We start from the raw sequence: 24,929 nt of genomic DNA, 5'->3' as shown, positions 1-24,929 counted from the left end.
AGAGAGTTCGCGGATTTCTCTGCTCGAATGCGACGGGACTTTGTTGCGTGCTATATTTCCAGTCTTCTTTTATCGACAACCTGCTCAGTGATAATTGCCGTTTGGGTTCAGTTGATTCTTACGCAAAACACTGCGGTTGATGGGGGGCTTGGACTATCGATCCTGTATTCCCTTCCCGGGCTATATGTGATCTTGTGCGCTTTGCCGCCTTTTTATGCGAGCGGCGAGAGCAAAAAGGCAGAGCGCCTGATAACGGTTCTTATTGGCGGCGCGGAGATTGTTCTTTGTGGAATAGTGCTTGAAGGTTCGGCTGCCTCTTATGCGATGATTGGACTGATGATTCTGTTCTGTGCGTTTGAGATTGTGTCACAGGTAAGGGATAGCCGGTCCTTATGAGTTGAATTACGCGCGTGCGGATATAAAGGGTGGCATGTTAAGCTGGTCGTTTTCTCGTTCTGGGACATTTGCAGTAGGATGAGTGGGACTAGGCGCGCTGCGGTGTGACGGTGGCGGTTGAGACTTGTATCGCTGCAAATCCGCTGATGCACATTTTGCTATTGGGCTTGAAGGTGGGACCGACAGGCCTTTGTTTGGGTTGTTCTGGTCGTCCAACGCGTGTTGCACGGCTTTATATTGTTACCCTCGTTCGGCGCTCCGTTGGAGCATTTCCTGGTTTGTCGGCATCATGACTTGGCCAAGTGACACGCTTGCCGGGACGGTTGTAACGCCGCGCCGGTTCCGTGTGCTCCTTCGTTGTTGGCCTGTCCAGCCGGGGGCGGATTCGGCCTCATGTTGTGGCGCACGGCCTTCAGGGGCTTCCCCTGGTGAGTTATGTTCGTCCGTATGGGTAAGGGTTGGGTTGAGCTGACAATCCCGTGTCGGAAGGGGCTTGGACCATGCGCGCGATGACAGAGATTGAGTGGCTGGACGGCCGTGTGACGAAGGTGCCGGAGCTCGCCCTGGGCGATGCGTTCGGCGAGAGCGTCCAGGCGGAGCTCGATTTCGGGTTCGACGATGTGTTGGAGGGCCTTTGGGTCGAGGTGCGCCATCATGAGCCGGATGAGGACTCGGACGGCGACCCGCGCGGGAGGGGCTGCGCACTGTACGCGGACTGCCGGTACAGCCTGGTCGAACCGTCGGACCTCGACCGTGTCTTCTGCATCCTTTACGAGGGGCAGCCGAGGGTCTGCCGCGTCGCGGGGGAGCTCGTGAACCTTTCGCGGGCCTGCGCGTTGTCCTGCCTCATGCTCGGATCTCCCTACCCGCCAGGCGCCCTCGAGGCCCTAGCCGCGTGCGCTCGATACCTCTGCGGTCCGGCTTTCACATCCGACCTCGCCGCCCGCGCCCGCGCCGCGGGGGAGCTAGGGCCCCCATGTGTCGGGACCTCATTCAGGGCATCGACTGCATCCGGCCTTTGGCATTCGCCGCCCCGCCCTCCGGTCCCGCCCGGCCGACGGGTTTCCCGTCTACGGCAAGACGATCGCACTTATATATATGTGTGCATTCCCGGATCGGGAATATGTTTCGGCATACTCCGCCACAGGGCTACACCCGCAGCGCACTACATCGCTACGCGGCTACACGCCTACAGGGCTACACGCCGCCGCCCGGCCGAACGGCGGGAGGGTCGCCCATGGACGCCCTCGGGCCATGCTCTTATTTTTGAGAGAGGTGCCGTCAGGGCCTCCCGAAAGCCGTCTGCATTTGCAGGCCTTTTTGCGAAATTGTGCGGCGCGGCTGAAAATCCACGCCTGAGACGCGGGACCCCATCTGCATTCCCGCGGACGCATTGCGCAATCATAAATAGATAGGCACGGGCATCCGCGTTCGCGGAAACCCGTGCCGTATTTGCGTAACCGAGAAGACCGGGTAGAATCTATTTAAACGCGTTTCCACATTCCCGTACTTGCACTACGGATTTGGGAAAGCGCATGCCTCAGCCTCTACTCGACCACGGTCGCCTCGGTCGGGATGGCCCCCAGCACTGCCGCGTACTCGGTGGGGTAGAGGCGGCTGATAGTCTGAACGTCGCGGATGAGGACGTTACGGTCGTCGGGCTCGGTGATGCCGTAGCCGAACGCCTCGAGCGTCTCGATCGCCTCGCGGATCTTCTGCTGGAACATGGGGCCGGGGTCCACCCTCAGGCCGAGATAGCCGCGCCACAGGCTCGGCGACACGCGCAGCATGTTCTGGATCTTGGACATCGGCTCGATGTCGGCGTAGACGTTGAGCGTGACCATGGCGTCCTTGTGCCCCAGGATCGACTGCAGCGCCTTGATGTCGCCGCCGTGGCGGATCCACTGCGTCGCGAAGGTGTGGCGCAGGCCGTGGAACGTTATCAGCTCGTCGTTGGTGCCCATGAGGCCGTTGGTCTCCGAGAACGTCTTGAACGCCCTGCGGATGTAGCTGGTGGTGGCGAAGGAGCCGTTCGGCCGCGACACGACGTAGCTGTCCGCGAGGTCGCGCAGGCCGAGGGTCGACGCCTCCCGGAGCCTCTGCGAATCGATCTCGTGTATCTCCTTCAGGAAGGGGAGCAGGCCCACCGGGTCGATGGGGATCGTCCTCAGGTCGTGGTTCTTGGTGTCCTTGATGAAGGAGCCCCTGTCCTTGACGTAGGCCACGGAGTGCCTGACCGTGATGAGCCCCGACTCGAAGTCGACGTCGCACCAGCGCAGGCCGCAGACCTCGCCGATGCGCATCCCGGTGTGCAGGGCGAGCACGACCGCCCGCCTGAAGGTCGAGTCCGACATCATCGACGTCACCGAGTTGAGCTTCGGCACGAGGTCGGAGCGCAGCGCGTTCCTGGGCCTGGCGATGACCCTGGGCGCGAGGGCGCCGTCGAACGGGTTCCTCCCGATCGTGTCGTTGCTCCGCTTGAGGAGCACGGCGTAGAGCCGGTTGCCGAGCTTGAATGACTTGTTGAGCGTGTCCGGCGCCGTGCCTAGGGCGATCCTGCGCCTCGACCACGCGTTGACGTCGTCGGTCGTTACCTCGTTCACGGGGACCAGACCCAGCTCGTCTCGCTCGATGTGCAGGGCGCTGTAGTGGTAGTCGTCGCGGGTCGTCGGGGTGATCCTGTTCATCTCCAGGCAGAAGTCGATGAACTTCTCGAGCGCCTCGGAGAGCGGCAGCGCGGCGTAGTCATCCCGCAGTTCGGCGGGAAGCCCGGCGCCGATAGCGGCCCTCGCCTCCTCGGCCTCGGCGAGTTCCAGCTCGACCTCCGACCTGAATTCCGCGAGGACGCGCATCGCCGCCGCCTTTCCCCGCGTGCTCTGCTTCAGGCAGGGCACGCCGGTGTTCCTGGTCCTCTGGACCTTCTTCCCGGTCATCTCGTCGGCCACCGTCACGACAGCCTGCCATTTGCCCTTGTTCTTCCTCACGCCGCCGGCTCCGCATACGCGTAAGGTTTTATTGCTGCATTTCTCGTTCTGCATGTCTGCTCCTAAATCCGCAGTTGATTAGAAACAGATGGGCCCACCTGCGGGAAACCGGAGAGGCGACGATTCGGGGCTCCTACCCCCGTTGATTAAATCATCGGCTGCACCGCGCTCCTCGAAGCCGATAATATGCTATCTGGACAGACCGCGCTGAGCTGGTAAAATTTACAAATACGGAAATGCGCTACTTGCGCTATCTGCGCGTGTTTTAACAAAATAAGCACAGGTCAGGGTCATTCTGACCCCGCTGGGGGTCAAGGGGTCGCTGGTTCGAATCCAGTCGTCCCGACCAGAAGTTTGCAGGTCAGGCACCTAGTGCCTGACCTTTTTTGTTTTTAATCACCATGATTATTTTGCTTAATGCAACAACGTTCCCGCTCGATGTAATCACCGAATCAAAACGTGTACACCAGCCACCAAAATCGACATTATTCGACTTGTTTGGAGGCTGATGTACACGAATGCAGAATCCCACACAGCCCAGAACCGCCCTCCACATGTCTGGACTCTCTATGGCTGCGCTGGATAGACATCGCCGGAACGGGTATAGTATCGAAAGTGTTGTCGTTAACCAGCGGGGGAGTCCTGTGGGCATCAAAAAGAAGATCAAAAAGGAGCTTATCGGCACTTCCGATTACCCGTCGAATAAGATCTTTACGATCTCCAATTTCATCACCTTTACGCGCCTGATCCTCACCCTGGTATTTCTGTACCTGTTTGTGACGGATAACAACCGCGTCATCGCCATCGTTATCTACGCCGTTGCCGCCTCCACCGACTGGATGGACGGTCAGATCGCCCGCATGACTAAGACGGTCTCATGGCTCGGCAAGGTCATGGATCCCATTTGCGACCGCGCGCTGCTGTTCACCGGCGTACTTGGGCTGGTGGTCCGCGGAGAGCTGCCCATCTGGGTCTGCGTGCTCATTATTGGCCGCGACATCTATCTGGGCATCGGCACGCTTATCGTGCGTCATTATCATCGTCGCCCCATCGATGTCGTCTTCCCCGGAAAGATTGCCACAGCGCTGCTCATGACCGGATTCTCGCTCATGCTGCTCGGTTTCCCCGTTATTGACGGCCTGCATCTTTTACCTTCAACCCTTAAGGCCTTCCCGGGCCTCAACGGAAGCTCGGTGCCCCTCGGCATCTTCTTTGTGTACGGCGGCGTGATCTTCTCCATGCTCACGGCTGTCATCTACTCCATTAAGGGCGGAGCGGCCATTAAACAGGCTCTCACGCATCCCGAGGACGAGGACATCGACTTTCTGAACCCTGAAATCGAAGACTGATTCGTTGGGGTATGATTACGTACGGTTCATTATTTGCGGCACGTCCGCGATAAGTTAGGGGTTGTCATGGACAACATGGTTAACAATATGCCTCAGAATGATAAGACTGCTGACGCTACCTGCGTATTCCGCGTGCCTTCAAGCGACGTCACCGTTCCCGACCTCATGGCCAACGTGCGCATCACCGCCCCCGTTCTGTCCATCGTCAAGGGTCCGCAGACTGGTGCCGCTTTTGAGCTCGAGGATGACGTGACCACCATTGGCCGCGATCCCGCGAACGGCATCTTCCTCAATGACATGACCGTTTCGCGCAGCCACGCGCGCATTATTCGCGAGGGCCTCGGCGCTCGCATCGAGGACTTGGGCTCGCTCAATGGCACCTGGGTCGACGGTGCCATCGTCAATGCAGCCCCGCTGCACGACGGTTCTTCCGTCCAGATCGGTACGTTTACGCTCATCTACCACGAGAGCACGCCGGAGCGCATCGAAACCGGTGAGTAGGGCATGGCCGAACGCAACTATCTGAGTATCGGCCAAGTCGTCAACCTACTTCGAGGCGCATACCCCGATCTTTCGAACTCAAAAATTAGATTTCTAGAGGATGAGGGGCTCATTACCCCTCATCGTACGCCTAAGGGATACCGTCAGTACTCCAAGGAGGACGTTGATCGCCTGGAGGTCATTCTGCACCTGCAGAAGACCCGCTATATGCCACTCAACGTGATTAAGCAGCGCTTGGAAAACGCCACGGACCTGTCAACGCTCGCTTACGAGGTGGGCTTGCTGTCCGATGTTCCGCTCAAGACGGAGCCCAAGGAGACTAAGCAAAAGCTGCATCCTATCGAGACCATTCCCGATATGCTGGGCGTCGAGATTTCGTTTATCCGCTCGCTCGCCGAGAACGACCTCATTCGCATCATCAAGAGTCCGCAAAATCGTGAGCTCGTCGATGGTCGCGATTTCCCGATCATCCGCTACTGCTCCGAGCTGTCACGCTTCCATATCGAGCCGCGCAACCTGCGTCAGTACGTGTCTTCCGCCAACCGCGAGTCCTCGATGTTTGAGCAGGTGCTCGTGAGCATGCTCGGCATGGACACCTCCGATGACGAGCGCGACGCCAAGCTCGAGCGTGCGTTTAAGAAGCTTCACGACCTGACGGAGGGCGTGCACACCGCGCTGCTCAAGAACCGCGTTTTTGAGTCGCTCAACGCCGTGGTCGAGGACGCCGACATCGATGCACTCGATGAGGAAATCACTCGCTCCGAGTCAACCAAGGCCAAAAACGAAGAGATAGGCGCGCCGGCTTCGCACGAGGATTCCCTCGTAAAGCCGCTCAAGGTCGTCACCCCTTCGCAATCCGGCACCGCCACCGCGGGCAAATAACAGCTGCCGCTTATCCGGCAACCCATTGAAAGGTCATGCAATGTACGACTTCGAATCTCAAATCGTCGACATCCCCGACTATCCCGAGCCCGGAGTCATCTTTAAAGACATCACGCCGCTCTTTGGCAATCCCGAGGCGCTCAAAGCCATGACCGATGCCCTCGCCGAGCACTTTGCCGGCATGGGAATCACCAAGGTCGTGGGTCCCGAGGCTCGCGGCTTTATGGTTGGCGTACCGGTGGCTGTAGCCCTTGGCGCCGGCTTTGTTCCCGCACGTAAACCTGGCAAGCTACCGCGCGAGACCGTAAGTCAGAGCTACGAGCTCGAGTACGGCACCGATTCAATTGAGATCCATGCCGACGCTATCAGCTCTAAAGATACCGTGTTGATTCTGGACGACTTGGTCGCGACGGGCGGAACCGTCGAGGCAACAGGTAAACTGGTGCGAGATATGGGCGCAAAGCTTGTCGGTTACGGTTGTATCCTTGAGCTTGCGTTTCTCAACCCGCGCGAGAAGCTCACACCGTCTAATGACGATGTGGAGCTCTTTAGCCTGGTGACGGTGGACTAGCCGTTACCCTTAGTTACTGGAAAGGAAGCTACATGCGCACAGCAAACACGCACAAAAACATGGCACGCTGCGCTGCTACGGCAACCCTCGCTTGTGTTTTGGGCTTGGGCCTCGCGGCTCCTGCCTACGCCGATACCGCATCCGACCTTGCCGCTGCTCGTACGAAGCTCGAGCAGATCGGTACCCAAACTCAGCAGATTTACGATGAGCTCGCCACGCAGACGCAGGCGCTCGATCAGACTGCTGGCGAGATCACGCAAAAGCAGCAGGAGATCGCCGATGGTCAGGCCAAGCTCTCGACCTATGTCGCCGGCGAGTACAAAACCGGCGGTCTGAGCCTGCTTCAGGTTCTGACGGGCGTCGATGACCTGAGCGATATGCTCAACCGTCTGTTCTACTACGGCAAAGTTTCCGATAAGCAGGCTCAGACCATTCAAGAGGTCAAGGAGCTCAAACAGCAGCTCACCGATAAGCAGGCCGAGCAGGAAAAGAACGTCGCCACCACGCAAAAGAAGGTCGACGAGCTTAACGCCCAGCAGGCTGAAGCACAGAACGTCGTAAACTCTCTGGATTCACAGCTGCAGGCTGAGCTTGCCGCTGAGGCCGAGGCCAATGCCGCGCTGCAGGCCGGCATCAACGCCAGTACCGCCGAGAAGGCCACGGTGAGCAACGAGACTGCCGGTGCGACCGAGAACACCAACAACGGTGGCCAGACCAGCAATAACAACAACCAGGGCGGCAACACTCCGGCTCCTACGCCGGCACCTGCTCCGACACCGCAGCCCTCCACGCCTGCCCCGGCTCCGACGCCTTCTGCTCCGAGCCAGTCCGTCGATGGCGGTTCTGTTGTCTCGCGTGCATACAGCAAGCTTGGTTGCGCCTATTCCTGGGGCGGAATTGGCCCGAACAGTTTCGACTGCTCTGGTTTTGTTAGCTATTGCCTCACTGGTCGCTATTGCCGCCTGGGCACCACGGGCACCTTTATGGGCTGGACGCGTGTGTCCGATCCGCAGCCCGGTGACGTTGTGGTCAACTCGTACCACACCGGCATTTACATCGGTGGTGGTCAGATGATTCATGCTTCCGACTACAACACGGGTGTTATCATCAGCTCCGTTGCCGCCGGCATGAACAACAACTACATTTTCGTGCGCTACTAAGTATTCAGATAAAGCAAACGGATATGGACCTCGTGGCTTTGAGTCATGGGGTCCATTCTTTTGCCTTTAGTGCAGTCCGCTATCTAGTTTTGAATACTAGATAGCGGCCCAATCGGTCTGCAAGATGGCTATAATTGAATGGGAACGATTAGAAAGGACCCTCTATGAGCTGGGCACTTATCTCCGATTCAAGCTGCAACCTCCGCGATTGGCAACCGATCGCACCCCATACCACCTTTGCATTTGCTCCCCTCAAAATTCGAGTGGGGGAGCGTGAATTCGTCGATGACCTTTCGCTCGATGTTCATGAGCTCAACTGCGCTGTTCAGGCGGAGACGAATGCCTCTTCGAGCGCTTGTCCCAGCGTGGGGGAGTGGGCCGAACTCTTCAAATTGGCAGACAAGACCATCTGCATGCCGATCTCTGAGGGCGTGTCGGGCAGCTACAACGCGGCAGCCACGGCTCGCGATATGGTTCTTGCCGAGGAGCCCGACCGACAGATTCATCTAGTCAATTCACGCGCAGCTGGCGGCAAAATGGACCTCATTTTCTTGCTGTTCGACCGCTATCTTGCAAGCAATCCGAATGTCTCATTCGAGGATGCTTGCGCATACTTCGATAGCCTTGAACAGAACAGCAAAATCCTCTTCAGTTTGTGCAATTACGAAAACCTCGCCAAAGCCGGACGTATCCCTAAGGCAGCCGGCGTCATTGCCAACAAGCTCAATATCCGCATTTTGGGCACGGCGAGTGAGGCCGGTAAAATCGAACTCGTCGGGCACACGCGTGGCGAAAAGAAGATGCTCAACAAGATCATCGACACTATGGAAGCCGAGGGCTTTACGGGCGGTGAGGTCATCATCGATCACGTTGAGAACGAAGCTGGAGCCCAGGCGCTTACTGATCGCATAGTCGAACATTGGCCCTGCTCCAAGACCATCATCATGCCCTGCAACGGCCTGGATTCCTATTACGCCGAGATGCACGGCCTGATCATCGGCTACGGCATGGGCGTAGCTTCGGGCAAATAAAGTCCAACCAAGCAAAAAAACGGGCGGGACAAAGCGACAGATGGCTCTTTGTCCCGCCCGTTTTATACGTCGGCTAGCTATTAAACCCGTTGAACTTGAGATAGCTCATCAAGTAAGCCTTCGAAACAAAGGATGAAACCGCGCTGCGCACAAGCAGCGACTCACGCGTTACCTGATGCGCCGTATCGGGAACCGGCGTCTGCTCGACGGAAAACGCCGAACGAATCGATGCCTCGAGCTGATCGACCACATAATCAAAGGCCGTCGGGGCATCGTAGCTCAAACGCTGAATGTTAAAGAGTGCCTGCACCGCAGCAATAGGTAGCACCTGCTTAAAGATGCAGATAGCGATCAGGCGGGCAATCTGCTCGCGGCCATATTGCTTTTTGACCGGAGCAGGCACCAGGCCGACCTTCACGTAGTTATTGATCATCGATGGCGTAATGACAGGCTGCTCAACGCAAATGGACAGCGGCTCCATCCACAGCGCAACATACTCAATAACCTGGTCGCGGTAGAGCGTCACATTGGGCAACTGGTTATAGCGCGGCAGACTCAACGTATTAAGTTTGCGCACGATATCGGACTGAATAAATGCATCGGGCAGCACAGTGGGCTGAATATCCTCAGGCTTAATGCTGACCGATGTATCGGACATCGGGATAACGCGTTTGGCGTGGTTCATAAGGATCCTCCGTTCATTAGCTATATTGTATTCTAGGTTATCTAGTTTTGCATACCATATAGCCGGCAAGTAAAAGTGGTTGGACAGCACATTGATGCACCGTCCAACCACTTTGTTTTAAAGATAGCAACCTTACATAAGATATATTATCGTACTTATCCACGGAGAAACGCGTATACGCTCGTTGCCGCTATGGCTCCATCAGAAACGGCAGTCACAACCTGGCGTAAACGCTTGGAACGGATGTCGCCAGCGGCAAATAGACCTGGCGTGCGGGTCGCCATGGAATCATCAGTAACAATACCGCCGTCCGGCGCCAGATCGACTAGATGCTCAACGAGCTCGGAATGGGGCTGCGTTCCGGTAAAGACAAAGATACCAAACGAGCCAGGGACAAATGACTCGGTGTGAGTTTCCCCGGATGCATTGTCCTTAAAGGTAATCGTCGTTGGCATGGCTTCGCCCGAGAGCTCGACAATACTAGTTTGGTACCTAACTGAAATATTATCTTTTGCAAGAACTTTTTGAACCACACCATCGGGGGCACGGAACTGATCGCGGCGCAAAACGATGGTCACGCTGCTGGCGATTTCTGACAAGAACAGAGCTTCCTCGCAGGCAGCATTGCCGCCGCCGATGACAAAAACCTGCTTGCCGCGAAAGAACATGCCGTCGCACGTCGCGCAATACGAAACGCCGCGACCGCGATACGCATCCTCGCCAACAAAACCAGCAGATCGCGGCGTGGCACCCATGCAAGCGATAACGCTCGAGGCCGACGTATCGCCCAAATCGTGATGCACCGTAAACAGCGCTGCATCGGCATCGTAATCGATACCCGTAACCATGCTCCATGTAACCTGTGCTCCCAGGCCCTCTGCATGCTGCTGAAAACGCTCACCGAGTTCGGCGCCACTCAAGAGCGGAATGCCCGGATAGTTCTCGACTTCATTGGTCGTGGCGATCTGCCCTCCCGACATGCCCTGTTCAATCACGGTCGTCGTTAGGTTGGAGCGCGCCGCATAAATGGCCGCAGCATAGCCCGCAGGGCCGCCACCGATAATCGCAACATCGATCGGCTGATGGGTAGTCATGAAGAGACCTCCTGTCGAAAGATTGGCGTTCTTTGCGCTCATACCCAAATTTACGTGAACATGACACTCATGCACTACAATGATAAATCGCGTAACAAAGCTGAAGGGGAGTTATCGATGGATCAAACGCAGATGAGCAATAGCGCTCCCCTGCCCATGCAAGCCACTCCCCAACCGGAGCAAATGACCGTTTCACCTGCACAAAAACCCCTAGTAACCATTGTGCACGCATCGGTTGGATCGGGCCACAAAGCCGCCGCCAACGCGATTGCACAAGCATTTGAACTTATCCGCGGCACCAAGGGAATCCCTGAGGATATTGAAATAGAAGTGCTCGATATCCTTGATTTTGGACGTATTAAATTCGACGGCAATAAGACCGCGGCTTCTTTTACGGGAGCCACACGCCCCATTTACGACCTGACCTGGCGATATACGCTTACGGGACATCTTCTCTGGGGTGGCGGCACGGCATGGTCGCGTATTATGTTCCCCGCCTTCAACGAATATATTCGTCGCCGCAGGCCTATAGCCGTGGTCGCAACGCACATCACAGCAGCCAATGTTGCCGTGGGCGCCCGCGTAATTACGGGTATCGATTACCCGGTCATCTGTGTGCCGACCGATTACGAAGTCGAAGGCTTTTGGCCCCACAAGGACACCGACCTATTCTGTGTAGCCAACGAGTTTATGGCCGAAACGCTGCGCCCGCGCAAGGTTCCCGAGTCAAAGATCCGCATAACGGGCATCCCCATCCGAGCCGGTTTCGATTCAGATTACAAACGCGAAGATGAGCTCAGCAAGTTCAATCTCCCCATAGACAAAACCGTCGTATTGGTGATGGCCGGTGCCAGTTTACCCCAACCATACGTGCGTTTCCGCGCCGCGATGGACCACACGCTCCCCTTCTTACGCAGCTTTGAGGACATGCACTTTGTCTTTTTACCGGGCAAGGATAAAGAATACGCCACCCGACTCAAGACGCTCTTCGACGCCATGAAGCTCGAAAACGTCACGGTTCTAGACTACGTGGACGACATGGCGGCCCTCATGCACGGCTGCGACCTGGCAATTCTCAAATCGGGCGGACTCACCGTCACCGAGTGCCTGTGCGCGCATCTGCCGATGATCCTGCTGGGCAAGTCCTATGGCCAGGAAAAGGCAAACACCACGATGCTCACCGGCATGGGCGCCAGCATGCATGTCACCACCGCACGAGAACTCATCGTGACGTTGCGCCATCTCCACGATCATCCGGAGTCGCTCAAGGCACTGCTCATCAATGGCGAAGTCCTGCGCCGTCCACACGCAGCCGAGGACATCGCCATCGCCACCATGGAGCTTGCAGGTAAGCCCCAAAAACGTAAACGAGCCTTCTGCCGCTTCTACTGGGGAGGAAAGCCCGCGCATATCCGCTAGTCGAATGTCCGCCGCTCTGCCGGAGCCGCCCTTATATCATTCCATGCTCAAACATTCTCGCTTCGCTGCGAAACTGCGCGTGGAACGATATAAGGGCGGCTCCGGCAGAGCGGCTGCGTTTACTTACTAGCAGCTACTTCGGTATCCCCTCCATTAGAACCTGCAAAGGTAAAACAGGAAAATATAAATACAGTAAGCCGATGCGACAAAGGGACAGCCCCTTTGTCGCATCGGCTTACTAGAAAAGTAAATATTGTTTCAAGCGAGTAGCCGCCCGCCCGGGGCTTACCTATATCGTTCCACGCGCAGTTTCGCAGCGAGCGAAGCGACGCGAGAATGTTTGAGCATGGAATGATATAGGTAAGCCCCGGGCGGGAGGGATACGAGCGCCCCTAGGCGACGCCGCTGGAGCCGAAGCCTCCGTTGCCTCGGTCGGTTTCGTCTAGTTCTTCTACTTCTATGAGGTTGACCGTGGGGACTTCTTGGATGACGAGTTGGGCTATGCGGTCGCCTTTGTTGATTTGGATGTTGTTGGAGGGATCCAGGTTGATGAGGATAACCTTGAGTTCTCCTCGGTAGTGGGCGTCGATGAGGCCCGGCGTATTGACTATAGACAGGCCCTGCTTGATGGCCAAACCGCTTCGGGGCTGGACGAAGCCGGCGTAGCCATCGGGCAGGGCGATGGCCAGCCCAGTAGAGACCAGACGGCGTTCGAAGGGCTTCAGAATGCAGTCCTCGTTGGAGCGCAAATCCAAGCCGGCATCGGTGGGATGGGCGTATTTGGGAAGCTCGACGGTGGGGTCGAGACGCTTTATGTTGACGGTAATGTTGGACATGGAATCACCTTAGCTTGTCGAGCTCTTGCAGAAACTCATCGACGTCTTTGAAATCGCGGTAGACCGAGGCAAAGCGGATGTACGCCACCTTGTCGATCTTGGCCAAGCGCTTGAGTACCATGTCACCCAACTCATGGGACGTAACGGCCGTCAGCGTGCGAGAGCGCAGCTCGACCTCGATGTCATCGATAATCTCATTGAGCTTCTTAGTGTCGATATCGCGCTTGATAGTGGCGCGCATCAAGCCGACGAGCAGCTTATTGCGATCGAACCGCTGCTTGGTTCCGTCCGACTTAATGACCTCGATTGGGTCTTCGCATCGTTCGAACGTTGTAAAGCGATAGTTACACGAGCAACATTCGCGGCGACGCTTAATGGTGTTATTTGACTCCTGCATACGGGAATCAACGACGCGGGTATGTGCCTTGCCGCATTTGGGACAGCGCATGGTACCTCCTCTTAAACGATAACAAGGGTACCATGCGCAGCGCGATAATGATTACGAACGAGCAGGAACCTTAAGATGCGCACCGGCGGCGAGCGAACCATGCTCCAGATGATTGACGTTACGGATCATGTCGGAAGTCTCTTGCGTGGAAAGGCCTTCGATTGGATATTCCTCGGCAAGCGACCAAAGAGAATCACCAGACTGAACGCGAATGGTCTCATAGGTAACGTTGGAAACGGACTCGGCATACGCGGCGTGACGAGCGCTAAAGACCGACGTAGCGAGGACAAAGAAGAGCGTAAGCGCAACGGCAACGGCGACAATCGTCGGAACCTTCAGGGCAACGCGGCCCGGCGCGGCTACAGCCTGCTGATTGCGAGCAGGCTTTACGGTCAAAGGCTGAAAGCCGGAGCAGCCACCCTGAACAACCGTAAAAGTGTATTCTGCAGACGTCTCGAGCTTAAGGGCGAGGTTTCCCTGGACCATATTCGTTGCGTTCATCATGTTCTCCTCTCGCGTGTTTTGCTGAGAACAGTTTTATCAAGCCGCGCGGACAAAAATGTCTAGCGCGAGAACGAATGTTCGGTTATTATTATCTTCGAACAGTTGTTCCTGTCAAGCAAAATTCGAACATTTGTTTGACATGGGTAGAGAGGATGCCCTGATGGCTCGCAAAATTACCAAGCGTCAGCAGCAAATTTACGACTTCATCAAGGAATATCAGCAGGAGAAGGGTTATCCGCCCAGCGTGCGCGAGATGGCTTCTGCCGTGGGCCTTTCCTCCCCCAGCACCGTGCACGCCCATCTATCTGCCCTGGAGGCGCGCGGGCTACTCAAGCGCGATGCCACCAAACCGCGCGCTCTGGAACTCTTTAACGAGGACGGTTCCTCTGTCTCAATTTCTAAATCTGACGAGACCACCGCACCTCGCGGAACGGTCTCACTACCGCTCGTTGGTCGCGTCGCGGCTGGGATTCCCATTCTGGCCGAGCAGAATATCGAAGACACATTTACTATCCCGACCGAAATCGCCACTGATCAGGGTTCCTTTATCCTTGAGGTGCATGGGAGCTCAATGATCAATGTCGGTATCTTCAATGGCGATTACATCATCGTCCGTGAACAAAAGAGTGCCATGAACGGCGAAATTGTCGTGGCTATGATTGATGGTTCAGCGACCGTCAAGACGTTCTACAAGGAGCAGGGACGCGTACGCCTGCAGCCTGAGAATGACACCATGGAGCCTATCTATGCAACGAATCCCGTTATCTTGGGCAAAGTCGTCGGCTTGATGCGCCGGTTCTCGTAATGCAAAAACGCATCACCATCTTTGATACCGTCCGCGGGCTTACGATGATTTCAATGGCAGGTTTTCACGCTTGCTACGATCTTGCCTACCTGTACGACTGGGATATGCCCTGGTTTACCCAGACTGTCTTTCAAGACATCTGGCGCGCCAGCATCAGCTGGGTATTTTTGTTTATCGCGGGTTGGATGTGCACCCTTTCGCGCAACAATATCAAACGTGCCGCCAAATACGCCTTAGCAGCACTCGTCGTCTGGTTGGCAACAACACTTGTCTCAGTTGACGATTCTGTTAATTTTGGCATCATCTACTGCATGGCCGCATGTACCGGCATCGTGGCGTTGACCGATCCCGTCCTTAAGAAGATATCGGCGAGATGGGGCATGTCCCTATGCCTTTTGTTGTTTGCCCTCACCTGGAGCATCCCCAAAACGATCTACCCTGTCCCCTACCTGGCGTGGCTGGGATTTCCGAGCCCTGGGTTTGTCTCAGGTGATTACTACCCCATCATCCCGTTTTTCTTTATGTATCTTGCAGGATACTTCGCCGCACACATAGCGAAGGGAATCGATAAGACCGTCCCTAGCTGGGCCTACGCCAATCCCATCCCGGAGCTCGCCAGCCTTGGACGTCACGCACTCCCCTTTTATCTACTGCATCAGCCCATTATTCTGGGCTTTTTGGAGCTCGTCTACTCGGTGCGATAACGCTTGAGCCGCGGCGCGATACGAGCCGGCAGCTTCGCAACAATACGAACGCCGCCCTCAAGATATTCCTCGTGCAAAAGGGTTCCCTGTTCATGCACCAGCGTGATGAGGGCGCCCTCGCGATACGGGATTTCAGCGGAGAGCAACACATCGGTGGCAGCCGCCTCGCGAGCAATACGGTCGACGAGATCGTCGAGTCCCTCGCCCGTCTGGGCCGAGAACAGCACGGCCTCGGGATAGCGACGACGGAAACTCAATCGATCAACGCTATCGAGAAGATCGATTTTATTGAACACCGTAAGCGTCAAACGCTCGCCGGCACCGATCTCGTCAAGAACGCGATCGACTGCCTCGAGCTGGCGCTCGTAGTCCTCGTCAGAGGCATCCACAACTTTAAGGATCAGATCGGCACCAAGAACCTCAGACAGCGTGGACTTAAAGGCATCAACGAGACCATGCGGTAGCTTTTGAATAAAGCCAACAGTATCGGTAATCGTCATGCCACGACCGCCGGGCAGGCGATACGAACGCGTCGTCGGGTCGAGCGTAGCAAACAGCTTGTCCTGCGAAAGCACCGTAGATCCGGTCAGACGATTGAGCAACGACGATTTACCCGCATTGGTATAACCGGCTAACGCGACGCGAAACGCCGGTGACTCAATGCGGCTCTTGGATTGAACATCGCGACGCTGTTCAACCTGCTTGAGCTCACGACGAAGCGCAGCGATCTTATTACGAATGAGGCGACGGTCGACCTCGAGCTGACTTTCGCCCTGACCAAAGCGTGAGCCGATGCCGCCGCGCGTCTGTTCCTTGGCGAGATGGCTCCACATGCCACGCAGACGAGGCAACAGATATTGAAGCTGTGCCAGCTGTACCTGTAGGCGTCCCTCACGCGTCTGAGCATGCAGGCCAAAAATATCCAAGATCAGTGCCGTACGATCGATAATCTTTACCGGCTCGCCCACGGCTTTCTCCAAATAGGATTGCTGCGAGGGCGTCAGGTCGTCGTCAAAAATAACGACATCGGCATCCATGCGATGCACCAGGCCGCACAGCTCTTCAACCTTACCGGAACCGATAAACGATTTAGGATACGGCTTTACCAAACGCTGTGACAAGCGTGCCACGCACTGGGCACCAGCCGTGTGGGTAAGACGCTCCAGCTCATCAAGCGAGCGATCGAGCGGCCATGCATTGTCGCGCCACTCAACACCAACTAATATGGCACGCTCGGGCTCGGGTGCCGTGGGAACAAGGGGGAAACGGGCCATTAGGCAGCCTCAATACGATGCAGGATGTCCTCAACGACCTCATCGATCGTAAACTCGTCCATATCAAACCACACGATACGGTCATCGCGCTTAAACCACGAAAGCTGACGTTTGGCATAGCGACGCGAACGCATCTTGATGAGTTCGCGAGCCTCATCCATAGAAATCACGCCATTGAAAGCATCAATGATCTCTTTATAGCCAATTGCCTGCATCGAAGTCAGGGCATCTCCCAGCCCCTGGTCCATAAGACCGCGAACCTCATCGACAAGACCCTGCTCAAACATCAGATCGACGCGCAGGTTAATGCGCTCGTAGAGCACCTCGCGATTACGCGTCAGACCAAACCATAGAGCATGATAATGCTCGCGCGGAACACTAAACTGACTTTTTTGCTGTGCATAGGAAATACCATCATCATGCATCTCGAGCGCACGAATCACACGGCGCACATTATGGGGATGAATAACAGCAGCCGATTCTGGGTCGCGCTCGGCAAGCAGGGCATGCAGCTCTTCCTCGCCAATACGCTCGGCAAGCTCCTGATAGCCCATACGACGATCGTCCTCAAGTTCACCCGAGGGAAAGTCCATCTCATCGAGGGCGGCCTTGAGATACAGCCCCGTACCTCCGCAAAAAACCGGCAGGCAACCCGAACCAAGGAGACGTTCAACATGCGCGCGAGCGTCAGCCTGATAAAGCGCAGCAGAATATGCCACACCCGGCTCTACAATGTCGACGAGACGCAGCGGCACCGTACACTCATCGGGCGCCATCTTTGCGGTACCGATGTCCATGCCGTGATAGATTTGCATCGCATCGCACGACAGCACTTCGGACGAAAGACGAGCTGCCAAACGGTCGGCAACATCACTCTTACCAACCGCCGTCGGACCGACGATCGCAACGGCGGAAAGTCCTGCCCTGGGAGAAACCATTAGCGCGGCTCGCCCACAACGGAGCCGGACAAATACCAGGTCTTGGCAACGTCAACGTCAACATCAACGATCTTGCCAACAAGCTGATCGATGCTGTAACCCTCGGGGATAGGCGCATGCACGGTCTGATTCTTGGGACTCTTGCCCAGCAGGACCGCGTCGTTCTTTTTACTCGTTCCCTCAATGAGCGCCGGCACCACAGTATGAAGCTCACCCTGGTTATACTCGTATGCCGTAGTCTCGATAACCTTAACCAGGCGGTTGAAACGCTCGAGAATAACCTCATGCGGCGTAGGATCGTCAATCTCTGCGGCCGGGGTACCGGCGCGCTTGGAATAGATGAAGGTATAGGCCTGAGCATAGCGGACCGTCTCGGCAAGTGAGAGCGTCTGCTCAAAGTCCTCTTCAGTCTCGCCCGGGAAGCCAACGATAATATCGGTCGAGAGCGCGATATCGGGCATGCGGTTGCGAATGCGATCGACCAGGCCCAGATAGTCCTCGCGTGTATAACGGCGATTCATCTCTTTGAGGATACGCGTGGAGCCCGACTGAACGGCCAAGTGAAGCTGCGGCATGACGGCGGGCGTCTCGGCCATGGCGTCGATGGTCTCGGGCAGCAGATCCTTAGGATGAGAAGAGGTAAAGAAGATGCGCTCCACACCCGTATCACCCACGGCACGCAGCAGATCGGCAAAACGCGGCTTGCCAAACAGATCGCGACCATATGAGTTAACGTTTTGGCCCAGCAGCGTAATCTCGCGCACGCCCTGGCGCACCAAACCGGTCACCTCGTCGACAATTTCCTCGAAGGGGCGGCTCTTTTCGCGACCGCGCACGTACGGCACGATGCAATAGGTACAGAAATTATTGCAGCCCGTCATAATGGGCACCCAGGCGTGATACTGGGTCTCGCGATGCCACGGCATGCTCATGGCATCCGTATCCTCATGCTCATTGGTGCGGATATGACGCTTGCCATCAAGGAACGCCTCGGCAATGAGCTCTGCCACATGTGCGATGGAATGCGTACCAAAGATGACATTGACGTTATCGACGTTGGTGAGCAGGCCCTCGCCATCGCGCTGCGCGATGCAACCACCAACGGCAACCACACGCTTGCCCGAAGGCGAAGGCGGCAGGCTTTTACAGGAATTGCACTGGCCGTACAGGCGAGTATCGGCGGCCTCGCGCACGCAGCATGTCATGAAGACAACAATATCGGCATGCTCGGGATCGAGCGCCATGAGGCAACCATACGAATCGAGCAGACCGCTCACGCGCTCGGAGTCGTGCTGATTCATCTGGCAGCCAAAGGTGCGGATAAAGTAGGTTTTACCGGCAAGAATATCGCGTACGGAACGCTGGTCCATGTGCATAAGTCCTAACGATGGAGAGGGGGGGCGAATCGAGGCAAGCAGAAGCTATGCCACAGGCTTAACATCATCCATGACGACGTTATCCATAGCAGCTCGATTGATCTGGTGAACGTAGATAGAAAGGCGAATGGCCGTGCGCGACTCCCCGTTAATGAGGATGTCGGAGAACACGGGCGCGCAGGAAATATCAAAACCGGTTGGAATCAAAAAACCGCGCGCGATAGCCACGGCCTTAATGGCCTGGTTGACAGCACCAGCGCCGACACACTGGATGTTGACGGGTACACCATCCTTGACCATGCCGGCGATGGCGCCGGCAACGGACGCGGGCGATGATTTGCTTGATACCTTCAGGCAATCCATGAAGAAACTCCTGCGTTTAAAAGTACGTTTTAACTGCAATAACTGTATCGTACCGAGTGGACTCGGTAAAGGCACTATTCCTCTTTGGCAAGATCGAAGGTCACAGTGATTCGATCACGCGAAACACGAATCTTTGGGTCGCCACAAAGGTTGAGATAGTACCGGGCGGCAAGGTCATTAAAGTCACGCTCCACAGCACGCGAAAACTGTGCCATGTCATCCTTGGCAATACGTAGCCCGCGACGATCCTTCGCAAGATCGACAGGAGCCGGCGCATGCGAGGACGAATCACGCTCGCGCAGCAGACGCGCGGTCACACCGCGAACGGGCTTAATCTGCCCTGCCAAAATGCGATGAGCAGTGCGCTCGGACATCTCAAGACCCAAACCCGAACAGATACGGATAAAGTCCTCGGCATCAGAGGCAAGGCCTAAACGATCGACAACCGGAAGCTCACTCTCGTCATCAATGAACAGGAGACGCGACGTATCGAGCCGACTTGACGCCTGAGCATAAAGGGTCGCGGCAATCTCAGACGGAGAACCAAGATAGACATCGCAACCACACAACTCCTCGAGCGCAAACTCACAAGCAGCGCGAATAATATTATGCGGGCCGCGAGCACAGACATAACGTCCGTCCTCATCCCTGACGGCCTGGGGCCAGCTGGACTGATCGGCACGCTCACTGAGGCGGTCGGCCGCAACGCTCACCTTAAAGGCCGAGCCAAGGTCGACACCAGACGTGACCACACGGGCCTCGTCAGTGTTCTGCTTGATCGAAAACAATGCCATGCCACGACCGTGAACGCCCCAACGGTCCATCTTCATGCTCTCGAGCTTGGAGGTAACGCGAGCATCGAAGATTCGCTCTTGCATATCCTGTGGAACGCCCGAACCGTTATCCAGAAAGACAAGCGTGCGGACGCCATCTTCCTTGGTCGTGGCGAGATAGACCTTGTCGGCACCAGCATCGCGAGCATTACGGAGCATTTCGATGACGATATCCTCGACATGCTGAATGTCGTGCTTTGCCTGGCGCCGCTCGGCCTCCGAAACGCGGAGGCGGACATACCCCTCGCCAAGGTTCTCCTCGACGCGAAGGTTGCCCTCCCCCGACATCGACGCGATAAATGAGATGAGCTCGTTCGCGTCGCTCATGTTATTTAGCGATATCGACAGCGCGGCTCTCGCGAATCACGACGACGCGCACCTGACCGGGATACTCCATCTCTTCCTCGATCTGATGGGCGATATCGTGAGCCAGGACCGTGGACTGGGCATCGGAGATCTTGTCCGGCTGAACCATGACGTGTACCTCGCGACCAGCCTGCATGGCATAGGTACGCTCGACGCCTTCATGGGAGTTGGCGATCTCCTCGAGCTTCTCGAGACGCTTGATGTAGTTCTCGGCAGACTCGCGACGGGCACCGGGGCGAGAAGCAGAGACAGCATCAGCGGCCTGTACCAGGACATCGAGCACCGTGTTAGGGTCGACATCGGCATGGTGAGCCTCGATAGCATGAACGATAACGGGCTTCTCGCCATAACGGCGGGCAAGCTCGGCGCCGATGACGGCATGCGGACCCTCGACGTCGTGGTCAATTGCCTTGCCCAGGTCGTGCAGCAGGCCGGCGCGCTTGGCGGTCACAACGTCCAGGCCAAGCTCGGAAGCCATCACGCCGCACAGGTCAGAGACTTCGAGGGAGTGCTGAAGCACGTTCTGACCAAACGAGGTACGGTAGCGCAGGGCACCAAGGGTCTTGACGATCTCGGGGTGCAGGTCGTGAATGCCGGTATCGAAGGCAGCCTGCTCGCCAGCCTCGCGCACGCGCTGCTGAACCAGGTCGGCAGCCTTGTGATACATCTCCTCGATGCGGGCGGGGTGAATGCGGCCGTCGGCGATGAGGTTCTCGAGGGCAACACGGGCGGTCTCACGACGGACCGGGTCGAAGCTCGAAAGAACGACGGTCTCGGGCGTGTCGTCAATCACGAGGTTGACGCCGGAAACCTGCTCGAAGGTCCGGATGTTGCGACCCTCGCGACCGATGATACGGCCCTTGAGGTCATCAGAGGGAATGTGCACGGAGGTAACGGTGACCTCGGCTGTGTGGTCGGCAGCGCAGCGCTGAATCGCCAGGGACAGAATCTCCTGGGCGGTCTTGTGGCACTCGGCGCGAACCTGCTGCTCGGACTCGCGAATGATCGTGGCGGCCTCGTGGGTGACCTCGCCGCGAACCTTATCGAGGAGCTCCTTGTGGGCATCCTCGCGGGTCAGGTCGGCGATACGCTCGAGCTCGGAGGTCTGCTTGGCGCAGAGCTCCTCAAGCTCGCGGGAGCGTTTCTCGACCTGACCGGCCTGGCTGGACAGCTGGTGCTCACGCTTGTCGAGAGCGTCGTTTCGGCGATCGAGGGACTCCTCGCGCTGCATCACACGGTTCTCGAGCGTACGAATCTCGCTCTTACGCTGCTTGTCCTCGGCCTCGGCGGCCTGCTTGTTCTTGATGATCTCCTCTTTAGCCTCGAGCAGAGCCTCTTTTTTGAGGGTCTCGGCCTGACGCTTAGCATCACCGATCAGGGACTCAGCCTGCGCGTGTGCCGACTGAATCTTTTCGTCGGCCTCGTGAAGACTACCCTGCTTGGCGGTGCGCATGTAGGCAATGGCGGCGATGGCACCCAAAACGATACCAACGAGCGCTGCGATGATAGGCATGCTCACTCCTTTTTATGGATTCGTTACACAACAAAGCGAACCGTCCTTACGAACGGCTCGCGACATTTGAGTAATATGGGCGCAGCTTATGCGGGTCGGATACAGATAAACATATAAACAAACTCATCACAGATGAGCACATATCACAAAGCAAATGACAGTGTTTATCGTACGTTGAACCACAACAACTGTCAAATAAATGGCCCCGGCACGGCGGCTAAAACGCGGTGAACGGCAGGGCCACAAAGCGCATACGCCTAAACCGCACATTTCTCGCGTTCGGCATCGAGACGTGCCTTAACGGCATCGGCGGCGATGTGATACGAGAAGCCCTTGCCCATCAAAAACCGAACCAGTTTTTCGAATCCGCGCGTCTCTGGAACACGCCGCTTGGCGAGCAGGGCTGACGCACGCGCCAAATCGTCTTCGACGGCAAAATAATCCTCGGGATAACCGGGAATGTCATCGAGCACGACATGACGGCGCTTGAGCTCGGTCTCGATTTTGCGCTGTCCCCAACCGCGCCGCTTGCGCTCCTCGATAAAGTACGAGCAAAAGCGGTTCTCGTCTAAAAAGTGATACTCTGTGGCGCGCTCGACGGCGAAATCGATCGCGGGCTGGTGAAAGCCGTAGCGAGCCAGCTTGTCACGGACCTCACCCGTCGCATGGTCGCGGCGCGATAGCATCTCGGTCACCATGGTAAGTGCACATTTACCCTCGATGAGCTGCACCGCCTCACGAAAGTTGTCCCAATCACAGGGAAGATCGGGGCGGTTTTTGACATACAGCCGCGCGACCCGCACGGGAATCCAAATGGACCGCTCAAAACCGCCCTCAAGCTCACAATCGATATGTGCGCAAGGCTTTTTGGACGCATACCCGCTCGAGAACGAGGAAGCCGCCTTCTTATCGGGAAAGAAGGCCGTGGCCTCGGTCACCGTATACGACATGAGCGTAACCGCTACTCGTCGTCATCATCGAGCATGGCGGAACCATCGATGGCGTAAAGCTCGTCAAACTCCTCAGGCGCAGGCTGATCGGTCAGCTCGACCTCGGACGGAGCATCGTCATCAAACTCAAGTCCGCAGGCAAGGCGGACCTTATGCTCAATCTCGTCGGCGCAATCGGGGTGCTCGCGCAGGAACGTCTTGGCGGCCTCGCGACCGTTGCCGAGCTTGTCCTCACCATAGGCAAACCAGGACCCCATCTTTTTGCAGATACCGCACTCGACGGCCATATCCAGAATCGAGCCCTCTTTGGAGATGCCGGTGCCGTACATGATGTCAAACTCAGCCGAGCGGAACGGAGCGGCCACCTTGTTCTTAACGACCTTGGCACGCACGCGATTGCCGATAACCTCGTCCTTGAGCTTGATGGTATCGATTTTGCGAATATCGATTCGCACGGAAGAGAAGAACTTGAGCGCACGGCCGCCCGTGGTGGTCTCGGGGTTACCGAACATGACGCCGATCTTCTCGCGCAGCTGGTTAATGAAGATGCAGGTCGTGTTGGACTTGGAAAGCGAGCCGGCAAGCTTGCGGAGTGCCTGGCTCATCAAGCGAGCCTGCAGACCCACCGTCGTGTCACCGATCTCGCCCTCGATCTCGGCACGCGGAGTCAAGGCGGCAACAGAGTCGACGACGATGGCGTCGATGGCACCGGAGCGCACAAGCATATCGACGATCTCGAGCGCCTGCTCGCCCGTATCGGGCTGGGAAATCAAGACCTCATCGATATCGACGCCGATTCGCGCGGCATAGGTGGGATCAAGCGCGTGCTCGGCATCGATAAATGCCACAACGCCGCCCATGGCCTGCGCCTCAGCAAGGATCTCGAGCGAAAGCGTTGTCTTACCGGAGGACTCGGGGCCATAAATCTCGACGATACGGCCGCGCGGAACGCCGCCGATACCCAAGGCGGCATCGAGCGCCAGAGAGCCCGTCGGAATAGCCTCGACCTCGAGCTCCGGACCGCCGTCGCCATACCTCATAATAGAGCCCTGGCCGAACTTCTTCTCGATCTCGGCCTTGGTGGTGGCGATCATCTCGTCGCGCTCTTTACCCGTCGTACGTGCATGAACGGTACGTACGGGACCTGAATTCTTGGCCATGAATAGCCCTCCTCTTAACAACCTGAAACGATAATAAACGAACGGCTGTTCGTGGTCAACCGTTCAGATTCATCATATGCACCCGACCATTCCAAAACCCGACCAAACGCCAACCAATCACCGACCAAACACTTGACCACGCCAACCACAAATAGAGGTGCTCAAATAAATTTAGGCCTTATACCAGCGCAAACATCAATACCGTCAAAGGTCCCTATCTCCACAATTAAGGGGCCCTAAGGCCCCTTAAACCACGTCTATTCCATAGAATTGAGCACGCGGACAATGCGCTCCAAGGCCTCCGCGACCGCATGGGCACGAACGCACGACCGATCGCCCTCGTAATGACAGCGCGCAGACTCGACAACCGGCGCTCCCCCATCGGCCGCGCGATACGCCCAGCCAATATAGAACGTACCGGCGGGGTCTTGCTCGGTGCCGCCACCGGGCCCAGCATAGCCCGTTGCGCTTACGGCTATATCGCTCTGATAAAGGTCCAGCGAGCCCGCGGCCATCTCACGCGCCGTCTGGTGCGACACGGCGCTAAACCGATCGAGCGTTTCCTGCTCGACGCCAAGCACGCGATGTTTGATCTCATCGCAGTAGGTCACCGCACCGCCACGAAGCACCGCCGAGGCACCCGGGATATCGGCAATCGTCGAGGCGATCATGCCCGCCGTCAGCGACTCCGCCGTCGACACCGTCACACCGCGGGCACTCGCGTGCTCGACAATATCGCGCGCCAACTCCTCGTTGTTTGCGGCGATCTGCAAATAAGACTCCGTCA

25 protein-coding genes are annotated in these 24,929 nt (G+C 56.8%); 10 read left to right on the top strand and 15 right to left on the bottom strand.

The annotated features are described in order from the left end of the window. Positions 1-396: hypothetical protein (locus tag AAAX36_RS03555; RefSeq protein WP_349073995.1), on the top strand; the 396-nt coding region annotated here is incomplete at its 5' end. A 1,547-nt stretch (positions 397-1,943) separates the two neighbouring features. On the opposite strand, the gene AAAX36_RS03550 is transcribed toward AAAX36_RS03555, so the two are convergent. Then, complete coding sequence (locus tag AAAX36_RS03550; protein WP_349073992.1) at positions 1,944-3,434, bottom strand: site-specific integrase; 1,491 nt, start codon at positions 3,432-3,434, stop codon at positions 1,944-1,946. A 590-nt stretch (positions 3,435-4,024) separates the two neighbouring features. On the opposite strand from AAAX36_RS03550, the gene AAAX36_RS03545 reads away from it, so the two are divergent. From AAAX36_RS03545 to AAAX36_RS03520, 6 genes are all read left to right on the top strand, one after another. Then, a complete protein-coding gene (locus AAAX36_RS03545) occupies positions 4,025-4,729 on the top strand; it encodes a CDP-alcohol phosphatidyltransferase family protein (protein ID WP_349073991.1) in 705 nt (234 codons plus the stop codon). 66 nt (positions 4,730-4,795) lie between these two features. Then, positions 4,796-5,230 carry an FHA domain-containing protein gene (locus AAAX36_RS03540; RefSeq protein ID WP_006236002.1) on the top strand — a complete coding sequence of 145 codons (435 nt, stop codon included), beginning with the start codon at positions 4,796-4,798 and terminating at the stop codon, positions 5,228-5,230. Positions 5,231-5,233: 3 nt separating this feature from the next. Further along, on the top strand, positions 5,234-6,112 hold the full coding sequence (locus AAAX36_RS03535; RefSeq protein ID WP_138112611.1) for a MerR family transcriptional regulator: 879 nt from the start codon (positions 5,234-5,236) through the stop codon (positions 6,110-6,112). Positions 6,113-6,152: 40 nt separating this feature from the next. After that, on the top strand, positions 6,153-6,683 hold the full coding sequence (locus AAAX36_RS03530) for an adenine phosphoribosyltransferase (RefSeq protein WP_118227237.1): 531 nt from the start codon (positions 6,153-6,155) through the stop codon (positions 6,681-6,683). Between the two features lie 32 nt (positions 6,684-6,715). Then, positions 6,716-7,843: an NlpC/P60 family protein gene (locus tag AAAX36_RS03525; protein ID WP_138374201.1), complete on the top strand. Its 1,128-nt coding sequence runs from the start codon at positions 6,716-6,718 to the stop codon at positions 7,841-7,843. 164 nt (positions 7,844-8,007) lie between these two features. Continuing rightward, positions 8,008-8,874: a DegV family protein gene (locus AAAX36_RS03520; protein WP_138112615.1), complete on the top strand. Its 867-nt coding sequence runs from the start codon at positions 8,008-8,010 to the stop codon at positions 8,872-8,874. A gap of 73 nt (positions 8,875-8,947) precedes the next feature. On the opposite strand, the gene AAAX36_RS03515 is transcribed toward AAAX36_RS03520, so the two are convergent. Then, positions 8,948-9,559 (bottom strand): DUF1836 domain-containing protein, encoded by a 612-nt coding sequence (locus tag AAAX36_RS03515; RefSeq protein ID WP_171021459.1) that lies wholly within the window; start codon positions 9,557-9,559, stop codon positions 8,948-8,950. A gap of 155 nt (positions 9,560-9,714) precedes the next feature. After that, complete coding sequence (locus tag AAAX36_RS03510) at positions 9,715-10,653, bottom strand: FAD-dependent oxidoreductase (RefSeq protein ID WP_138112617.1); 939 nt, start codon at positions 10,651-10,653, stop codon at positions 9,715-9,717. Between the two features lie 117 nt (positions 10,654-10,770). Here AAAX36_RS03510 and AAAX36_RS03505 point away from each other — a divergent pair, with 117 nt between their 5' ends. Next, positions 10,771-12,072, top strand: a complete 1,302-nt coding sequence (locus AAAX36_RS03505) for a glycosyltransferase (RefSeq protein WP_230320388.1) — start codon at positions 10,771-10,773, stop codon at positions 12,070-12,072. 392 nt (positions 12,073-12,464) lie between these two features. On the opposite strand, the gene dut is transcribed toward AAAX36_RS03505, so the two are convergent. From dut to AAAX36_RS03490, 3 genes are read right to left on the bottom strand one after another with little or no spacing between them, the layout of a single operon-like run. Beyond that, the gene (gene dut, locus AAAX36_RS03500) at positions 12,465-12,908 is read right to left on the bottom strand and encodes a dUTP diphosphatase (RefSeq protein ID WP_138112619.1); all 444 of its coding nucleotides are present in this window, start codon (positions 12,906-12,908) and stop codon (positions 12,465-12,467) included. Between the two features lie 4 nt (positions 12,909-12,912). Beyond that, positions 12,913-13,356: a transcriptional regulator NrdR gene (gene nrdR / locus AAAX36_RS03495; RefSeq protein WP_022093781.1), complete on the bottom strand. Its 444-nt coding sequence runs from the start codon at positions 13,354-13,356 to the stop codon at positions 12,913-12,915. A 51-nt stretch (positions 13,357-13,407) separates the two neighbouring features. Beyond that, positions 13,408-13,857: a LysM peptidoglycan-binding domain-containing protein gene (locus AAAX36_RS03490; protein WP_161144708.1), complete on the bottom strand. Its 450-nt coding sequence runs from the start codon at positions 13,855-13,857 to the stop codon at positions 13,408-13,410. Positions 13,858-14,020: 163 nt separating this feature from the next. Here AAAX36_RS03490 and lexA point away from each other — a divergent pair, with 163 nt between their 5' ends. Together lexA and AAAX36_RS03480 are read left to right on the top strand one after the other, a co-directional pair. After that, on the top strand, positions 14,021-14,665 hold the full coding sequence (gene lexA / locus AAAX36_RS03485; protein WP_138374200.1) for a transcriptional repressor LexA: 645 nt from the start codon (positions 14,021-14,023) through the stop codon (positions 14,663-14,665). After that, on the top strand, positions 14,665-15,369 hold the full coding sequence (locus tag AAAX36_RS03480; RefSeq protein WP_138112623.1) for a heparan-alpha-glucosaminide N-acetyltransferase: 705 nt from the start codon (positions 14,665-14,667) through the stop codon (positions 15,367-15,369). The genes lexA and AAAX36_RS03480 overlap by 1 nt, the downstream gene beginning before the upstream one ends. Here AAAX36_RS03480 and hflX read toward each other — a convergent pair. The 9 genes from hflX to AAAX36_RS03435 all read right to left on the bottom strand — a co-directional run bounded on the left by hflX (position 15,354) and on the right by AAAX36_RS03435 (position 24,915). Further along, entirely contained in the window at positions 15,354-16,643 is a 1,290-nt protein-coding gene (gene hflX / locus AAAX36_RS03475) for a GTPase HflX (RefSeq protein WP_138112625.1), read from the bottom strand. The genes AAAX36_RS03480 and hflX overlap by 16 nt on opposite strands. After that, positions 16,643-17,581, bottom strand: a complete 939-nt coding sequence (gene miaA, locus AAAX36_RS03470; protein WP_138112628.1) for a tRNA (adenosine(37)-N6)-dimethylallyltransferase MiaA — start codon at positions 17,579-17,581, stop codon at positions 16,643-16,645. Before miaA ends, hflX begins: the two co-directional genes overlap by 1 nt. After that, entirely contained in the window at positions 17,581-18,951 is a 1,371-nt protein-coding gene (miaB, locus tag AAAX36_RS03465; protein WP_349073982.1) for a tRNA (N6-isopentenyl adenosine(37)-C2)-methylthiotransferase MiaB, read from the bottom strand. The genes miaA and miaB overlap by 1 nt, the downstream gene beginning before the upstream one ends. A 51-nt stretch (positions 18,952-19,002) precedes the next feature. Beyond that, positions 19,003-19,320, bottom strand: a complete 318-nt coding sequence (locus tag AAAX36_RS03460; protein ID WP_006235982.1) for a stage V sporulation protein S — start codon at positions 19,318-19,320, stop codon at positions 19,003-19,005. A 74-nt stretch (positions 19,321-19,394) separates the two neighbouring features. Further along, entirely contained in the window at positions 19,395-20,480 is a 1,086-nt protein-coding gene (locus AAAX36_RS03455; protein WP_138112632.1) for an ATP-binding protein, read from the bottom strand. 1 nt (position 20,481) lies between these two features. Further along, complete coding sequence (gene rny / locus AAAX36_RS03450) at positions 20,482-22,032, bottom strand: ribonuclease Y (protein WP_117770339.1); 1,551 nt, start codon at positions 22,030-22,032, stop codon at positions 20,482-20,484. A gap of 257 nt (positions 22,033-22,289) precedes the next feature. Then, positions 22,290-22,982 carry a regulatory protein RecX gene (locus AAAX36_RS03445; RefSeq protein WP_138112634.1) on the bottom strand — a complete coding sequence of 231 codons (693 nt, stop codon included), beginning with the start codon at positions 22,980-22,982 and terminating at the stop codon, positions 22,290-22,292. Positions 22,983-22,993: 11 nt separating this feature from the next. Further along, a complete protein-coding gene (gene recA / locus AAAX36_RS03440; protein WP_349073979.1) occupies positions 22,994-24,142 on the bottom strand; it encodes a recombinase RecA in 1,149 nt (382 codons plus the stop codon). A gap of 257 nt (positions 24,143-24,399) precedes the next feature. Beyond that, positions 24,400-24,915 (bottom strand): CinA family protein, encoded by a 516-nt coding sequence (locus AAAX36_RS03435; protein WP_346970167.1) that lies wholly within the window; start codon positions 24,913-24,915, stop codon positions 24,400-24,402. Positions 24,916-24,929 lie beyond the last annotated feature (14 nt).

It is taken from the genome of Collinsella sp. CLA-ER-H10, from assembly GCF_040092475.1.
In the GTDB taxonomy this organism is placed as follows: Bacteria; Actinomycetota; Coriobacteriia; order Coriobacteriales; family Coriobacteriaceae; genus Collinsella.
Note: the sequence above shows the minus strand (reverse complement) of the source record. Positions and strands in the feature narration are given on the sequence as shown.

What these genes read in the sequence shown, in the direction of transcription:
- AAAX36_RS03520 (WP_138112615.1), top strand. Translation starts at nt 8,008, where the DNA reads ATGAGCTGGGCACTTATCTCCGATTCAAGCTGCAACCTCCGCGATTGG.
- AAAX36_RS03535 (WP_138112611.1), top strand. Translation starts at nt 5,234, where the DNA reads ATGGCCGAACGCAACTATCTGAGTATCGGCCAAGTCGTCAACCTACTT.
- AAAX36_RS03455 (WP_138112632.1), bottom strand. Translation starts at nt 20,480, where the DNA reads ATGAGCGACGCGAACGAGCTCATCTCATTTATCGCGTCGATGTCGGGG.
- hflX (WP_138112625.1), bottom strand. Translation starts at nt 16,643, where the DNA reads ATGGCCCGTTTCCCCCTTGTTCCCACGGCACCCGAGCCCGAGCGTGCC.
- miaA (WP_138112628.1), bottom strand. Translation starts at nt 17,581, where the DNA reads ATGGTTTCTCCCAGGGCAGGACTTTCCGCCGTTGCGATCGTCGGTCCG.
- AAAX36_RS03510 (WP_138112617.1), bottom strand. Translation starts at nt 10,653, where the DNA reads ATGACTACCCATCAGCCGATCGATGTTGCGATTATCGGTGGCGGCCCT.
- AAAX36_RS03505 (WP_230320388.1), top strand. Translation starts at nt 10,771, where the DNA reads ATGGATCAAACGCAGATGAGCAATAGCGCTCCCCTGCCCATGCAAGCC.
- lexA (WP_138374200.1), top strand. Translation starts at nt 14,021, where the DNA reads ATGGCTCGCAAAATTACCAAGCGTCAGCAGCAAATTTACGACTTCATC.
- nrdR (WP_022093781.1), bottom strand. Translation starts at nt 13,356, where the DNA reads ATGCGCTGTCCCAAATGCGGCAAGGCACATACCCGCGTCGTTGATTCC.
- AAAX36_RS03525 (WP_138374201.1), top strand. Translation starts at nt 6,716, where the DNA reads ATGCGCACAGCAAACACGCACAAAAACATGGCACGCTGCGCTGCTACG.
- AAAX36_RS03540 (WP_006236002.1), top strand. Translation starts at nt 4,796, where the DNA reads ATGGACAACATGGTTAACAATATGCCTCAGAATGATAAGACTGCTGAC.
- miaB (WP_349073982.1), bottom strand. Translation starts at nt 18,951, where the DNA reads ATGGACCAGCGTTCCGTACGCGATATTCTTGCCGGTAAAACCTACTTT.
- AAAX36_RS03515 (WP_171021459.1), bottom strand. Translation starts at nt 9,559, where the DNA reads ATGAACCACGCCAAACGCGTTATCCCGATGTCCGATACATCGGTCAGC.
- AAAX36_RS03490 (WP_161144708.1), bottom strand. Translation starts at nt 13,857, where the DNA reads ATGAACGCAACGAATATGGTCCAGGGAAACCTCGCCCTTAAGCTCGAG.
- recA (WP_349073979.1), bottom strand. Translation starts at nt 24,142, where the DNA reads ATGGCCAAGAATTCAGGTCCCGTACGTACCGTTCATGCACGTACGACG.
- rny (WP_117770339.1), bottom strand. Translation starts at nt 22,032, where the DNA reads ATGCCTATCATCGCAGCGCTCGTTGGTATCGTTTTGGGTGCCATCGCC.
- AAAX36_RS03480 (WP_138112623.1), top strand. Translation starts at nt 14,665, where the DNA reads ATGCAAAAACGCATCACCATCTTTGATACCGTCCGCGGGCTTACGATG.
- AAAX36_RS03530 (WP_118227237.1), top strand. Translation starts at nt 6,153, where the DNA reads ATGTACGACTTCGAATCTCAAATCGTCGACATCCCCGACTATCCCGAG.
- AAAX36_RS03460 (WP_006235982.1), bottom strand. Translation starts at nt 19,320, where the DNA reads ATGGATTGCCTGAAGGTATCAAGCAAATCATCGCCCGCGTCCGTTGCC.
- dut (WP_138112619.1), bottom strand. Translation starts at nt 12,908, where the DNA reads ATGTCCAACATTACCGTCAACATAAAGCGTCTCGACCCCACCGTCGAG.
- AAAX36_RS03445 (WP_138112634.1), bottom strand. Translation starts at nt 22,982, where the DNA reads ATGTCGTATACGGTGACCGAGGCCACGGCCTTCTTTCCCGATAAGAAG.
- AAAX36_RS03550 (WP_349073992.1), bottom strand. Translation starts at nt 3,434, where the DNA reads ATGCAGAACGAGAAATGCAGCAATAAAACCTTACGCGTATGCGGAGCC.